This window comes from Bacillus sp. FH, from assembly GCF_052216825.1.
In the GTDB taxonomy this organism is placed as follows: Bacteria; Bacillota; Bacilli; order Bacillales; family Bacillaceae_G; genus Bacillus_A; species Bacillus_A paranthracis.
Genome location: NZ_JBQOUU010000001.1, coordinates 1,824,521 through 1,838,248 on the forward strand (window position 1 = coordinate 1,824,521; position 13,728 = coordinate 1,838,248).

The 13,728-nt window shown below is 35.2% G+C and carries 15 protein-coding genes and 2 pseudogenes; 6 read left to right on the forward strand and 11 right to left on the reverse strand.

What is annotated here, in order from left to right:
• Positions 1-56: 56 nt before the first annotated feature.
• Positions 57-3,383: a DNA polymerase III subunit alpha gene (gene dnaE / locus ACTT1L_RS09650; RefSeq protein WP_442821885.1), complete on the reverse strand. Its 3,327-nt coding sequence runs from the start codon at positions 3,381-3,383 to the stop codon at positions 57-59.
• Positions 3,384-3,425: 42 nt separating this feature from the next.
• Between dnaE and ACTT1L_RS09655 the strand changes: the two genes are divergently transcribed.
• Complete coding sequence (locus tag ACTT1L_RS09655; protein ID WP_001998397.1) at positions 3,426-3,839, forward strand: YtrH family sporulation protein; 414 nt, start codon at positions 3,426-3,428, stop codon at positions 3,837-3,839.
• Complete coding sequence (ytrI, locus tag ACTT1L_RS09660; protein WP_001265735.1) at positions 3,836-4,339, forward strand: sporulation membrane protein YtrI; 504 nt, start codon at positions 3,836-3,838, stop codon at positions 4,337-4,339. The genes ACTT1L_RS09655 and ytrI overlap by 4 nt, the downstream gene beginning before the upstream one ends.
• A 51-nt stretch (positions 4,340-4,390) precedes the next feature.
• On the opposite strand, the gene ACTT1L_RS09665 is transcribed toward ytrI, so the two are convergent.
• The gene (locus ACTT1L_RS09665; protein WP_000545147.1) at positions 4,391-5,323 is read right to left on the reverse strand and encodes a DHH family phosphoesterase; all 933 of its coding nucleotides are present in this window, start codon (positions 5,321-5,323) and stop codon (positions 4,391-4,393) included.
• A 236-nt stretch (positions 5,324-5,559) separates the two neighbouring features.
• Between ACTT1L_RS09665 and ACTT1L_RS09670 the strand changes: the two genes are divergently transcribed.
• Positions 5,560-5,865, forward strand: a complete 306-nt coding sequence (locus tag ACTT1L_RS09670; protein ID WP_001144765.1) for a YtpI family protein — start codon at positions 5,560-5,562, stop codon at positions 5,863-5,865.
• A gap of 7 nt (positions 5,866-5,872) precedes the next feature.
• Here the strand turns inward: ACTT1L_RS09670 and ACTT1L_RS09675 are convergent.
• The 4 genes and pseudogenes from ACTT1L_RS09675 to ACTT1L_RS09690 all read right to left on the reverse strand — a co-directional run bounded on the left by ACTT1L_RS09675 (position 5,873) and on the right by ACTT1L_RS09690 (position 9,131).
• A pseudogene (locus ACTT1L_RS09675) lies at positions 5,873-6,135 on the reverse strand (DUF3949 domain-containing protein).
• Between the two features lie 89 nt (positions 6,136-6,224).
• Positions 6,225-7,166, reverse strand: a complete 942-nt coding sequence (locus ACTT1L_RS09680; RefSeq protein WP_442821886.1) for a phosphotransferase enzyme family protein — start codon at positions 7,164-7,166, stop codon at positions 6,225-6,227.
• Positions 7,167-7,295: 129 nt separating this feature from the next.
• Positions 7,296-7,619: a hypothetical protein gene (locus ACTT1L_RS09685; protein WP_000538208.1), complete on the reverse strand. Its 324-nt coding sequence runs from the start codon at positions 7,617-7,619 to the stop codon at positions 7,296-7,298.
• 198 nt (positions 7,620-7,817) lie between these two features.
• Positions 7,818-9,131 carry a CBS domain-containing protein gene (locus ACTT1L_RS09690; RefSeq protein ID WP_000201583.1) on the reverse strand — a complete coding sequence of 438 codons (1,314 nt, stop codon included), beginning with the start codon at positions 9,129-9,131 and terminating at the stop codon, positions 7,818-7,820.
• 244 nt (positions 9,132-9,375) lie between these two features.
• Between ACTT1L_RS09690 and ACTT1L_RS09695 the strand changes: the two genes are divergently transcribed.
• Positions 9,376-9,537, forward strand: coding sequence for a hypothetical protein (locus ACTT1L_RS09695; protein ID WP_000976310.1), 162 nt, complete (start codon positions 9,376-9,378; stop codon positions 9,535-9,537).
• Positions 9,538-9,577: 40 nt separating this feature from the next.
• On the opposite strand, the gene ACTT1L_RS09700 is transcribed toward ACTT1L_RS09695, so the two are convergent.
• The gene (locus tag ACTT1L_RS09700; RefSeq protein WP_442821887.1) at positions 9,578-10,261 is read right to left on the reverse strand and encodes a metal-dependent hydrolase; all 684 of its coding nucleotides are present in this window, start codon (positions 10,259-10,261) and stop codon (positions 9,578-9,580) included.
• A gap of 149 nt (positions 10,262-10,410) precedes the next feature.
• Here ACTT1L_RS09700 and pepQ point away from each other — a divergent pair, with 149 nt between their 5' ends.
• Complete coding sequence (gene pepQ, locus ACTT1L_RS09705) at positions 10,411-11,508, forward strand: Xaa-Pro dipeptidase (RefSeq protein WP_442821888.1); 1,098 nt, start codon at positions 10,411-10,413, stop codon at positions 11,506-11,508.
• Between the two features lie 29 nt (positions 11,509-11,537).
• Here the strand turns inward: pepQ and ACTT1L_RS09710 are convergent, their stop codons facing one another.
• A complete protein-coding gene (locus ACTT1L_RS09710) occupies positions 11,538-11,900 on the reverse strand; it encodes a DUF3221 domain-containing protein (RefSeq protein WP_001079371.1) in 363 nt (120 codons plus the stop codon).
• Between the two features lie 20 nt (positions 11,901-11,920).
• Complete coding sequence (locus ACTT1L_RS09715; RefSeq protein WP_076856081.1) at positions 11,921-12,298, reverse strand: hypothetical protein; 378 nt, start codon at positions 12,296-12,298, stop codon at positions 11,921-11,923.
• Positions 12,299-12,388: 90 nt separating this feature from the next.
• Here ACTT1L_RS09715 and ACTT1L_RS09720 point away from each other — a divergent pair, with 90 nt between their 5' ends.
• Complete coding sequence (locus ACTT1L_RS09720) at positions 12,389-13,216, forward strand: DUF2785 domain-containing protein (RefSeq protein WP_000941484.1); 828 nt, start codon at positions 12,389-12,391, stop codon at positions 13,214-13,216.
• A 14-nt stretch (positions 13,217-13,230) separates the two neighbouring features.
• Here the strand turns inward: ACTT1L_RS09720 and ACTT1L_RS09725 are convergent, their stop codons facing one another.
• Entirely contained in the window at positions 13,231-13,437 is a 207-nt protein-coding gene (locus ACTT1L_RS09725; RefSeq protein WP_001248905.1) for a hypothetical protein, read from the reverse strand.
• A 64-nt stretch (positions 13,438-13,501) separates the two neighbouring features.
• Positions 13,502-13,694, reverse strand: a pseudogene (locus tag ACTT1L_RS09730) (anti sigma factor C-terminal domain-containing protein); the annotation flags it as partial.
• Positions 13,695-13,728 lie beyond the last annotated feature (34 nt).

The window sequence follows — 13,728 nt, forward strand, 5'->3', positions numbered from 1 at the left end:
GTGGTCTGACCACGAACACTACTACTATAATAATCGAAGTGTAGGGAAATTGTCCATTATATTTTCACAACCACATTTTCTTCCCCGACAATTTCACGAAGTGCTCCTAAACATTCTTCACTTGGATGAATCGATAAACTTCGTGATAATTGTACCATTTTATGTTCCTTTTCATAATAAATTAGTACTTTCGCAAAACCCGAATAGTCAAACAATATTTTAGTAACCTGATTTAAAAGCTTTTTCTCATATTGAGATGGCAATTTCACGTAAACAGACGCATCTTTCTTTTCTTCATACACATCCATTTCTTCTAACGGATATAGTCCATTTACAATCCATTGTAGCTTATGATTTCTAAGCTCAATCATGCCGTCAACTAAAACAATTGCTCCTTCTTGTAACTTATCTGAGAAATGTATATACGTTTCGGGGAAAAGAACTGCTTCCATTTCATCATTTTGATCACAAAATGTAATAAATGCCATCTTTTGCAACTTTTTCGTACGAATCACTCTCACGCTTGTTATGTAAACGATAGCTCTTTGTACTTTTTTCTTATGTCGCATCGCCTGAGCGAGAGTTGGAATTTCTAATTCTTTCGCTAACTTCACATACTGCGCTGTCGGATAACTTGATAAATAAAAACCTAGTACTTCCTTCTCTTTATTTAACTGTTCAATAAAAGAGAGCTCTTCTCCTTGTACGTATTTTGATTTCGGAACAGCATCTCCTAAATCACGTGCAAGATTGGCATACTCTAACGCTCCTTTAAGACTTTTCCATAAATTCGTTCTCGAAACACCGAAATCGTCAAAACACCCAGACCAGACGAACGCCTCTAAATTTCGCTCTGTTACAAACTTTGATGGCATGCGCAGACAAAATTCAAATAAATCTTCAAACATTTTTTTCTCTCGTTCTTCGATTAATGCTGTCACTGTAGCCATTCCGATGTTTCGAATGGAAAGTAAACTGTAACGTATTGCATTTCCTTCTATTTGGAAATTGTAACCACTTCTCTGAAGAGACGGCGGCAAAACATGAAAACCTTTTCGCTTCGTTTCGCGTATATACTGCACAATCTTATCTTCATTTCCAATTGCACTCGATAATAGTGCCGTCATAAATTCCAGCGTATAATTCGCTTTTAAGTAAGCAAGCTGATATCCAATCATACTGTAGGCTACAGCGTGACTTCGGTTAAATCCGTAATTTGCAAATCTTACAATTAAATCGTAAATTTTCTCTGAAGATGTCTTGTCATAACCATTTTGTAAACACCCTTGCACAAAATGCTTACGTTCCTGATCTAAAATATCACGATTTTTTTTACTCACTGCACGGCGTAATAAATCGGCTTCTCCGAGCGAGAAGCCCGCCAACTTCGACGCGATTTGCATAATTTGTTCTTGGTATACAATTACACCGTATGTTCTTTCTAAAATCGGCTTTAAGTCCGGATGTAAATATTCAATTTTTCTCTTTCCATGTTTTGATTCAATAAAGGTTGGAATTTGTTCCATCGGTCCTGGTCTATATAACGAGTTAACAGCAACAATATCTTCAAATTCATTCGGCTTTAACCCGCGAAGTACATTTCGCATACCACCTGATTCAAGCTGGAATACACCTGTTGTATCCCCTCTACCTAACAATTGGAATGTCTTTTCATCTTGAAGTGGTAAATTTCTTATATCGATTTCTTTTCCTGTTTTTTGCACGATAAACTTTATAATATTTTCAAGTAACGTTAAATTACGTAATCCTAAAAAGTCCATCTTGAGCAACCCAAGTTCTTCTAATGCATCAGCTGGGTATTGCGTAACATACACATCGTTATGCCCTTCTTGAATTGCAACACTTCCGGTTAATGGCTCTTGGCTCATAATAACGCCAGCTGCATGAATAGACGTATGACGCGGTAAGCCTTCTACACGTTTTGCAATTTCAAACACACGTTCATGCAAAAGGTTTCCTTGTATAAACTCACGGAGTGATTGCGATTCCTCATATGCATCTTTTAACGTTATACCAAGCTTTGATGGGATAAGTTTTGAGAATATGTCGATATCTCGCGGCGGAAGACCCATTACACGCGCAATATCTCTAATTGCCGCTTTCGCTGCCAGCGTCCCAAACGTTACAATTTGCGCAACACGAAGCTGACCATATTTATCCTTCACATATCGAATCATCTCATCACGTCTTATATCCGGAAAATCAATATCAATATCTGGAAGTGTCACACGCTCTGGGTTTAAAAACCTTTCAAATAATAGATCGTATTCAATTGGATCAATATCTGTAATTTCTAATACGTAAGAAACGAGTGAGCCAGCCGCTGATCCACGACCTGGTCCTGTTAAAATATGATTTTCATGCGCGTACTTCATAAAATCCCAGACAATGAGGAAATAATCACTAAATCCCATGCTAGAAATCACGTTTAATTCATGATTCAAACGCTTTATATGTACTTCTTTCGGCGTACCATAACGTTTTTGTAATCCTTCTTCACAAACGCGGCGCAAATACATATCATTCGTCTCGTTAGATGGAACAGGGAATTTCGGTAATTGATTTACATGAAACGGTATTTCTACTCTACAACGTTCTGCAATTTCTACTGTGTTATAAATCGCTTCTTCTACGTGAGAAAATAGGGCTTCCATTTCATCTGATGATTTTAAATAATATTGATCTGTTTTCAGCCTCGGCCTATCAGGATCCGTCATTTTCGTTCCACTTTCAACAGATAATAAACATTCATGAACAAGTGCGTCACTTTGATTGATGTAGCGTACATCGTTCGTCGCTACAACCGGAATATTTATCCTATTCATAAATGCAGGTAATTTTTCTTGCAGAAGCAGTTCATCTTGAATCGCATGATGCTGTAAACTCATATAAAAACTGCCGAACATATTTTGATACATACGAGCTACTTCTTCAGCTTGACTCTCTTTGTCTTCTAATAATAATTGTTCGATTTCCCCATCTTTACCTGGTGAAATAGCAATTAATCCTTTCGCATAATGTGCAAGCCATTTCTTAGGAATACCTTCTTTTGACTTCGTCATAATGCTACTAGAAATCTTTAATAAATTTTGATAACCTATTTCATTTTCAGCAAGTAAGACAAGCGGATAAGACTTTTCTTCTTCTTCACTAAAAATAGAAGCTGTTAAGCCGATAATAGGATGTATACCATGTTTCTTACATGCTTTATAAAATGGAATAACGCCATACATAACATTTTCATCCGTAATAGCTAGTGATGAATAACCGAGCTCTTTCGCCCTAACTACAAGTTCATCAATTTTACAAGCACTTTTTAATAAACTAAAAACGGTTTGACATTGTAAATGCACAAACTTCACTGTTGTACCCTCTCTTTACCTATTTGACTACTTTTATTATAGGTGAAGAGGAAAGAGGAAATCAAAACATACTTCTTATACTTTGTCCATATATATGAAGAAGAAAGGGGAATGACGATGGATGTAAGAGAACACACTTTTTTCTCTCTGCTTATTATTAGTTATTTTATTGCCTTTGGGGTTATACTTGGTGGTTCATTAATTGGTGGATTTGGTGCATTTCTTATCGGAAAACCAACCCTCACTTACATTAATCAATTCGCTCAAAATTTAAGAATTTGGGCACTCGTTGCAGCGATCGGCGGAACATTTGATACTTTTTATAGTTTTGAAAGAAGTTTCTTTGGCGGGGATATGAAAGATATCGTAAAACAAATTCTCCTTATTTTTTTCGCAACAGGTGGTATGCAAACTGGTCTTATTATTATTAAATGGCTAACGCAGGAGCATGTATGAGAGTACCAAGTGCCAATACAGCAAAAAGATGGTATTTAGTTTTAGCTGGGGCTGCTGTTGGGGGTGTATTGAGCTGGTTTATTTTTTTGTACATATACGGTGTTTTTCAAGAAGAACAAGCTAGTAAAATAGCAGAACAAAGAGAAATTATAGAAAAACAAGAAGCAAAACTCCACGTCCTTCTCGAAGATCAAGAAAAATTAAATACTGAAAATAAACGGCTCTTAACCATTCAAGAGATTAAAATAAAACTTATAAATCGAGAAAAATACGATTTAGACAACCTTACAATTGAAAATATGACTACTTCTATCCATAATGACCTCCAGCATCTTTTAACGAAAAACATACAAAGTATCGCAAAAAATAAAGACCTACTCAAAAAGGTAATCGAAAACAAGACGTACAAACATTACGATCGGCTATACCGTTTTAAAGTCGATACAATATCTTTTGATACCGTGCTTGAAATTAGCATTACGATAGAGAAAGAAAAATAAAGAAGGAGGGGTTTAGCGCCACTCCTTCTTTTCGTTCTAACATATAATTTCTTATTTACAAATCTCACGTAAATCAGCAAATAGACGATCCGCTTCCTCCCAAGAAGATGCTTTTGCACCAGAAGCCATCGGATGTCCTCCGCCGTTATATTGCATTGCTAATTTATTTATAACTGGTCCTTTTGAACGAAGGCGAACACGAATCACATCGTCTTCCTCTAAAAATAGAACCCATGCCTTTAATCCATCAATATTACCAAGTGCTCCAACAACGCCGGATGCCTCAGAAGGAAGTACATCAAATTCTTCTAATACTTCTTTCGTTAATTTAATGTAAGCTGCTCCTTCTTCTACCATCGTAAAGTTTTGTAAAATATAACCGTTTAAACGAGCGATTTTTTCTTTTGTCTTATACATTTCATTGTATAAGTCTGTGAATTTCACACCCATGTCAACAAGCTCACTTACGTAACGAAGTGTTTTTGCTGTTGTATTCGGGAATAAGAAACGACCTGTATCCCCAACAATACCCGCTAAAATAAGACGAGCTGCTTCTTTTGTTATTTTTAATCCTTTATCTTTTCCATAATTATAAAACTCATAAATCATTTCACTTGTAGAACTTGCTGTCGTATCTACCCACGTAATGTCTCCGTATGGATCTTCATTTGGATGATGATCAATTTTGATTAACATCTTCCCTTTTGTATAGCGTTGATCGTCAACACGTTCTTGGTTTGCTGTATCACAAACGATAACGAGCGCATTTTCGTATACACTATCTTCAATATCATCCATTACTCGTAAATATGCTAATGACGGTTCATTGTACCCAACCGTATAAATATTTTTCTCTGGAAACGATTCTTGTAGAATTGTACTAAGACCGCCCTGTGAACCTAACGCATCTGGATCCGGACGCACATGACGATGAATAATAATTGTATCAAACTCTTTAATTGCTCCTAAAATTTGCTCATGCATATGTATAATCTCCTTTTTATTCAACTTCTTCACTTTAACGTGCAGTAAAAGCCCAATGAATGTGGGCTAATCATTAGCACGGACACATCCCCACACTAATGAAAGTCTCACTTTATCCTCCATTATAACGGAAAGTATTTCATACATGCGAACAATTGCTTTATAATAAAAATTAGAAAGTTTAGATATTTCTTTTTTCTCTACTATTTTTTCATAAAGCGATGGGAGTGTGCATGATGCCAGTATTAGTCTTCTGTATTATCGTCTCATTTATGTTGTACCTCTTCTACAAAACAAAATACTTTCGTACAAACCGCCCAATGGAGAAAGGTTGGCTCTCAGGAAAATCCGCAATGGCACTCGGTTCATTCGTCTTATTCTTCGGGATAAACCAATTCTTTTTAGAACTTTCAACCGCTCGTATTATCGTTGGTATCTTATTCGTTCTATTTGGCAGTGCAAGTGTATTTAATGGATTTCGCCAATACAAACATTTCTTACCATTAGCAGTTGAAGAAGCCGAAGTCTATGAAGCAACGTAAAAAAGCATCAACATTGTGATGCTTTTTTACGTCCTCTAACTTTCAAAATCATATATGCGACAAACGCAGAAGGAATATTGAATGGATTGCCTTGCACATGGAGATGTAACTGTTCTTCCCCAAAAGACATTTTTTCATATAGCTCTCGCTGAGATAATCCTGTTTTTTTCTTTTTTCATGTAAACCTTGTAAGTATAAATATTGAATCGGTATCATCACAAGGAAGTAAAATAGTGCGATACTACCAAAAAAGAGTACTGTCGATGACATCATGCATACCACCTTTCAGAAATCCATTTTCTTACAATTAAATTATAACATAGTCTAGAATCCAAATGAATTAATATTCTGTTTTTTTATCAGACAATTGTCTTACTGTATAACTCCTCTTCCGCATACTGAATATATCGGCGAATGAAATAATCAGGATTCTTTTTAATAGGTTCAATATCAAGTCTTAATGGTATTTTCCCTGCCATATAAAAGATTCTTAAAGCAGTTCCAAGTCGAATGGCTGCTTCCGAAATATTTCCCCCATATCCCATCATGAAGTTCCCCCATGCTTCTTCTAACTGTCCAGAAGCAATTAAATGCAATCTAGGAACACCACTATCAAACTCTTTATACCCAAATCCACATTCATCAAAATCGAGTAAATACCAATCCTCTTTGTCTACAAGAATATTTCCAAAATGCATATCTCCGTGAACAAATTGTTTTTCTCCCAATTGAATTGAGTTTGTAAGTTCTTGTATTCTTTCTGCAATTCTCAAGCATTTATTTTTATCCTCATAAGATAAAAAAGAAGCATGTAATAAACATTGTAAAGGCTCATGAATCATCTTTTTCTCGCCATATATAGGTCTTTCATAACCCCTCCAAGTTTGCGGCACACTTTTAAGTACTCCATTTGCTTTTTCATGAAACATTCGCATGAGTGATCCAAGTTTTTCATAATCTTTATCCTTTGGTTCTATAATTTCACTTCCATTTATAAACCTAAAGACAACAAAATACTGGATACTTCCCTCATCTTTCATAACAGGTGTGATCCAGTCACCATCTTTATTTACAACTACTTCTGGTACTAACATTTGTTTTTGTATCGCTATTAACCAATGTATTTCAGCTTCTATTTGCTCGGCTGTATAACGTCCTTCTCTATACTGCCTAACTACAAATTTATTTTTGTCCGATTCGAACATATATGTTTGATTTTCTCCCCCATGCAACAATGAAACTTTCATAAGACTATTTAAATTATATTGCTTACATAACTGCTCTTTAATGTGAAAATCCATTCTTCTCCCCCCTAGTACATATAGTGCAGCATAGTTTCCCTTTAATAATTAGTAGTGTAAGCTTTTCTATCGACTAACAACCAATTCTCTAACCTGATATAGATTAGCTAAAGTCTCCAACATATACTGCTATTTTTGCACTTCACTACCCAAACTCTTACGCAGCTTAAATAACAGCTTCAAAATCCAATAAAACAAAATAAAGTTAAAGAAAAAGCCTAATGGATTAAAAGATATTTCCCATCCACCATAATAAACAAATGTTTCAGCTGGTACACCAAAGTATAGAAAATCGCCCTTATTTTCTCCAGCTGTAGAGATAAAGGAACAAACAATAGCGAAAATCAAACTTACTACATACAATTTCTTTTTCTTTATATCCATTCTTCGATGTGTTAACACATGAAAAGTTATTGCAAATACTACCCCTAAAAAGAGAATTATTACTCCCATTCGACACCTCCACAATTATTGTTCAAGCATCTTCAAATGATTGCACGCTTCTATTTATAAATATGAAACAGAACGTAATTTACCTTTTTCTTTTGCAATTCAAAACATAATAGATTCAGTTGATAACTAAATTTTAAAAAGCTCTACTATACCTTCTTAAAAAAAATGGAACAAACCAAAGCGGCTTGCTCCATCTTTTTATTTATCGATCAATTGCACCATAAGTAATGCTTTCCCAACAACATTACCTTCATGATGTACTTCTACATCAACCTTACCAAATTTACGTCCTATTTCTAATACTTTCGGATGAACCGATACAACATTGTCAATTTGAACTGGTTTTACGAAATAAATTGTTAAGTTCTCAACAATTAAATCGCTCTTCTTTTGCGCACGAATAACGCGATTCGTTGCTTCTGTCACAATCGTTGCGAATACACCGTAAGATAGCGTTCCGATTGAATTCGTCATTTGCGGTGTCACTGAAAATTGATATAGATGCTCATTTTTCGCTTCTTTCGGCGTCATAAATTGATTCGTTACAATATCATCGATTGTTTCACCGACTTGCGGTTGACGCTGAATCATTTGCAACGCCTGAAGTACATCTTGACGGCTAATAATACCTTGCAACTTATTTCCTTCATCAACAACTGGAAGTAACTCAATACCTTCCCACACCATCATACGCGCCGCAGCTGCGACAGACATTTTTCCATTTACCGTAATCGGATGCTTTGTCATCACTTTATCAATTGGTGTTTCTTTCGCTACACCGATCATATCTTTTGAAGTTACAATACCTAACACCTTTTTATTTTCATCAACAATCGGATATCTTCCGTGCATCGTCTCTTCGTTATACGCATGCCATTGCTGCACTGTATCATCTGGCTTTAAATATAACGTTTCTTCAATTGGCGTTAAAATATCTTCAACGAGTACAATTTCTTTCTTAATAAGCTGATCGTAAATCGCACGGTTAATTAACGTTGCAACTGTAAATGTATCGTAACTACTTGAAATAATCGGCAGTTTTAATTCATCTGCTAATTTCTTCACATGATCTTCCGTATCAAATCCGCCCGTAATTAACACCGCAGCTCCGGTTTCTAACGCTAATTGATGTGCGTTCGTACGATTACCGACAATAAGTAAGTTTCCAGCTTCTGTATAGCGCATCATCGCTTCTAATTTCATTGCTCCGATTACGAATTTATTTAACGTTTTATGTAGTCCTTCTCTGCCTCCAAGTACTTGACCATCGACAATGTTAACGACTTCTGCATATGTCAGCTTTTCAATATTTTCTTTCTTCTTTTGTTCAATTCGAATTGTTCCGACACGTTCAATCGTACTAACATACCCTTTATTTTCTGCATCTTTAATTGCACGATAAGCTGTACCTTCACTTACACTCAAATCTTTTGCAATTTGCCTTACAGAAATTTTATGCCCTACTGGCAGGCTATTAATATGTTCTAAAATTTGGTTATGCTTGGTAGCCAAATGGTTTCACCATACTTTCTTTTCCCTAAATTCTTCATGTGTTGTATTTTCAGTATACTATATTTTCAAAACTGTTACACTCTCTCTTTGTATATCTGTACTATTTTTTTTATAACAAAATACACCTTACATTACACCACTTCTTCTATTACAACAATGTAATGGTATTGTCATCTCGTTCGATAGTTTGTCCAGCCACTTCCATATACAATGAAGACAAGAAATGAAACAAAGGAGCGGATATATGATGAAAAAATTATTAGAAGTTGTAGGTGCTGTATTGTTAGCTTTCGTAGACGGAAAAAAAGTTGCAATGGAATTGAATGAAACACCTGAACAGCCACTTCCAAAAAGAAAAGAATCATCAAAACAAGTACAACCTTTACAAGCTGTCCTACACACGTAAAAAACCCTTCACTTGTCTTTTCAAATGAAGGGTTTCTTTTCTATAGTGTAATACTTTCTCCAGCTTCTAATACTTTCCCTGTACAATTTTGTAGCTTTTCTACAAATTGATATGGATCTTGTTCAATAACCGGGAACGTATTGTAATGCATCGGTACAACAGTTTTCGCCTGAACCCATTTTGCTGCTAAAACAGCATCTTCTGGTCCCATTGTGAAATTATCACCAATTGGTAAAAATGCTACATCAATGTTATTTAATTCCCCAATTAATTTCATATCAGAGAATAGAGCAGTATCCCCTGCATGGTACAAAGTCTTCTCTTCTGCTGTAAATAAAATACCCGCTGGCATACCTGTATATGTAATCGTCTTATTTTCTTCATCAATATAACTAGAACCGTGGAATGCTTGTGTAAACTTCACTTTTCCGAAGTCAAATTCATGTGAACCACCAATATGCATCGGATGTGTTTTTACACCTTGCCAACTTAAGAATGTCGCTAGTTCAAACGGTGCCACTACAACTGCATTATTTTTCTTCGCAAGTTCTACTGTATCTCCAACATGATCACCATGACCGTGTGATAAAAGAATCGCATCTACTTTTACATCTTCAGCCTTTAAATCTGTTTTTGGATTTCCTGTTAAAAACGGATCAATTAAAATTACTTTTCCATTCGTTTCAATCTTTATAACTGAATGCCCGTGATAAGATACTTTCATTATTACATTCCTCCCCTTATTACATTCTCACTTTTTATTCTACATGATTTTTCAATTCCCTGTCTTTTCTAACATCGATTTACTTGTCATAACGCTTTCTTCCGAGTTAAAGTTATATTTGTAATTAAATATCTCGGGGGTGCCAATCGATGAATGCTAGATTAGAAAATTTAATGCAATGGCTAAAAGAAAAAAACGTTGAAGCTGCGTTCTTAACTTCTACACCGAACGTCTTCTACATGACAAACTTCCACTGTGAACCACACGAAAGACTTCTTGGTATGTTTGTATTCCAAGAAAAAGAACCTATTTTAATTTGCCCTAAAATGGAAGAAGGCCAAGCACGTAACGCTGGCTGGGCACATGAAATTATCGGATTTACTGATACTGACAGACCATGGGATATGATTGCAAAAGCAATTAAAGACCGCGGTATCAATGCAAATGCAGTTGCAATTGAAAAAGAACATTTAAACGTAGAGCGTTACGAAGAATTAACAAAATTATTCCCAAATGCAGCTTTCACGTCAGCTGAGGAAAAAGTTCGTGAACTTCGTTTAATTAAAGACGAAAAAGAACTTTCTATTTTACGCGAAGCAGCTAAAATGGCAGACTATGCTGTTGAGGTTGGTGTAAATGCAATTAAAGAAGATCGTAGCGAACTAGAAGTATTAGCAATTATTGAACACGAATTAAAAACAAAAGGCATACATAAAATGTCATTTGATACGATGGTATTAGCAGGTGCAAACTCTGCTCTTCCACACGGTATTCCAGGTGCAAACAAAATGAAACGCGGCGATTTCGTACTATTTGATTTAGGCGTAATCATTGACGGCTATTGCTCTGACATTACACGTACAGTGGCATTTGGCGACATTTCTGAAGAACAAACTCGTATTTACAACACTGTACTTGCTGGACAACTACAAGCAGTTGAAGCATGTAAACCAGGTGTTACACTTGGTGCAATCGACAACGCTGCTCGTTCTGTTATCGCAGATGCAGGTTACGGCGACTTCTTCCCGCACCGCCTTGGTCACGGACTAGGAATTAGCGTACACGAATATCCAGATGTAAAAGCTGGTAACGAATCTCCATTAAAAGAAGGTATGGTCTTCACAATCGAGCCAGGTATTTACATACCAAACGTAGGTGGCGTTCGTATTGAAGATGATATTTATATCACAAAAGACGGATCAGAAATTTTAACGAAATTCCCGAAAGAATTACAATTTGTAAAATAATAAAAAAGGCAGCGTGAGTGCTGCCTTTTTTATTTCTCTACTATTTCAAACTTCTCTACAATCATTTTTGCGGGATAGCTTTCAAGCATTTGAGAAGACCATACTTTTATTTTATCCCCTGTTTTTAATTGATCATATGCATCTTTATCCTTAAAAATTAGGACTATATCTGATGGATAATCTTGATTCATTTTTTGTTCTATATAATTTTGCAACTCTATTTTTGTCTTAAACGTTTTATCACCGACAAAAAACACCGTGTCATTTCTTAATATAATATATCCTTCTTTAGTTATTGCTTTTACCGCTACTTGTTTTGTAGTACACGCTGATATTACGAGTAGAAATGCACTTAAAAATATATACATAGAAATTTTCATATGCCTATTCATTCCTAACCCCTTATCCTACACTATTTCTGCTTTAACACCATCTTCTCTTCATACTTATCATCCCATTTAATCACAATCTCTATCGGTTCATCTTTAGATAGAGGCACACAACTTACACAAGAAGACTTCATTTCAATCTTTGCTCCTTTATGATTTTCTGACGTTTGTGTCATTGTGCTAAAGGCTCCATTAATAGCAATCTCTAAATTTTTAAATTCTGTATTTCCATCTCCGCCCTTATACCGAAATGTAAACATTCCATCTTCACTGTCATCCTTAATATGGCCTTTATATTGTCCCGTCCAACTTTTGCTCTCGCTAGAAAAAGTAACATACCAAATCGAGCAGCTTCCTAAAAAGAAAATACTAATGAAAAAGAATAATGCTCTCTTCATCATGCCCCTCCATTCAAATGCACTTATTTATTGTCTATTTCTTCCTTCTATTATACTATTAAAATACAGAATTTTCTAAAATAGGAGGTTTATATGTTACAACAACAGTTAGAAGAAATTCGTAATAATAATTACATGCTGGATAACAAAGTTAACATTGATTCTTTAAGTTCCAATATGCTTGAACATATCGGTGTTACTGATAGCTATTTAAGAGACAAACTTATTTACTCTACTTTTTATCATCTCATCAAAAAGGAATACCTTTCACACACGCAATTACAGAAACTACTATTAGAAAGCATCAGTGAAAAATATTTATTGTATAAGATTCATTCGGCTGATGAAGATGCGGTATTTACGCGAGCATTTACAACATTATTAATTGCCCTCATTATTGATGCTGATACAAATCATAATTTCTTATCACGGACTGATATTTCAAATGTAAAAGATCAACTAATTCTATATATGAACAACGAACATGATTTCCGGGGATATGTGCAAGACCACGGCTGGGCACATAGTATCGCTCATGCTTCCGATACATTTGAAGCGCTTGTTCGTAGTCCTAAACTGGAAACTTTATATTACGAAGAAATATTACAAACTTTATTAAACAAAGTCTGTGTCCATTCTATTTACTACAAATATGAAGAAGACGAGCGTCTCGTTTATCCGATTGTGGCAATGCTACAAAATGGTCTAAAGGAAGAAGTACTCCTATTAGCCCTTCATGACTTAGTAGCTCAATTACCCGTCAAAAAACAAACATTACATATTGAATCGTACGAGTACTTATACGGAAATGTAAAATCTTTCTTACGTAGTTTGTTTTTCCGACTACGCACACTGTCTATATGTGAAGAAACCGAATGCAAAATTGAAAAATTGCTACAAGAACTTCCAAAATATTATTAAAAAAAGAAGGCCACTTAAAAAGTACCTTCTTCTATTTCACTAATATTTAATTGAAATTTCACGATCCAAACTGAGAAAAGGTGGACAAGAAGCGCAAACGCCATACATGCTCCGCTTAAAAAAGTTAGTATAGGATGCGAATACACGTGCCCTAATCCATAAGATATTGCCACGAAAAACATTGTTATGTAAATATAAATCGCTCCATGTATTTGCCTCATATAAAACCTCCTTTCCCCATATTATAACATAAATTTTCTGATTATTCACATTAATAGACTGTAATTAATATTTCTCAACTGTTACACCTCTAACAGCAGCCTTAATATATGGTGCTCCTTGTAAACTTTGTAAATCCTCTGTTTTTCCTGTTACGACTACACCGTATATTGGTAGGTCTTTTGGTTTTGTGTTTTTTATTTCTTTATAGTTTATCCTAAAAGATTCTTAATATCCCACTTTTATTTTCACTTAAAGATATCCAAATACAGCTTTTCTACATTTTTATCATA

Coding starts and splice junctions, on each gene's coding strand:
- ytrI (WP_001265735.1), top strand. CDS start 3,836: ATGAGAGTACCAAGTGCCAATACAGCAAAAAGATGGTATTTAGTTTTA.
- ACTT1L_RS09665 (WP_000545147.1), bottom strand. CDS start 5,323: ATGCATGAGCAAATTTTAGGAGCAATTAAAGAGTTTGATACAATTATT.
- ACTT1L_RS09670 (WP_001144765.1), top strand. CDS start 5,560: ATGCCAGTATTAGTCTTCTGTATTATCGTCTCATTTATGTTGTACCTC.
- ACTT1L_RS09680 (WP_442821886.1), bottom strand. CDS start 7,166: ATGGATTTTCACATTAAAGAGCAGTTATGTAAGCAATATAATTTAAAT.
- ACTT1L_RS09685 (WP_000538208.1), bottom strand. CDS start 7,619: ATGGGAGTAATAATTCTCTTTTTAGGGGTAGTATTTGCAATAACTTTT.
- ACTT1L_RS09695 (WP_000976310.1), top strand. CDS start 9,376: ATGATGAAAAAATTATTAGAAGTTGTAGGTGCTGTATTGTTAGCTTTC.
- ACTT1L_RS09700 (WP_442821887.1), bottom strand. CDS start 10,261: ATGAAAGTATCTTATCACGGGCATTCAGTTATAAAGATTGAAACGAAT.
- pepQ (WP_442821888.1), top strand. CDS start 10,411: ATGAATGCTAGATTAGAAAATTTAATGCAATGGCTAAAAGAAAAAAAC.
- ACTT1L_RS09710 (WP_001079371.1), bottom strand. CDS start 11,900: ATGAATAGGCATATGAAAATTTCTATGTATATATTTTTAAGTGCATTT.
- ACTT1L_RS09715 (WP_076856081.1), bottom strand. CDS start 12,298: ATGATGAAGAGAGCATTATTCTTTTTCATTAGTATTTTCTTTTTAGGA.
- ACTT1L_RS09720 (WP_000941484.1), top strand. CDS start 12,389: ATGTTACAACAACAGTTAGAAGAAATTCGTAATAATAATTACATGCTG.
- ACTT1L_RS09725 (WP_001248905.1), bottom strand. CDS start 13,437: ATGAGGCAAATACATGGAGCGATTTATATTTACATAACAATGTTTTTC.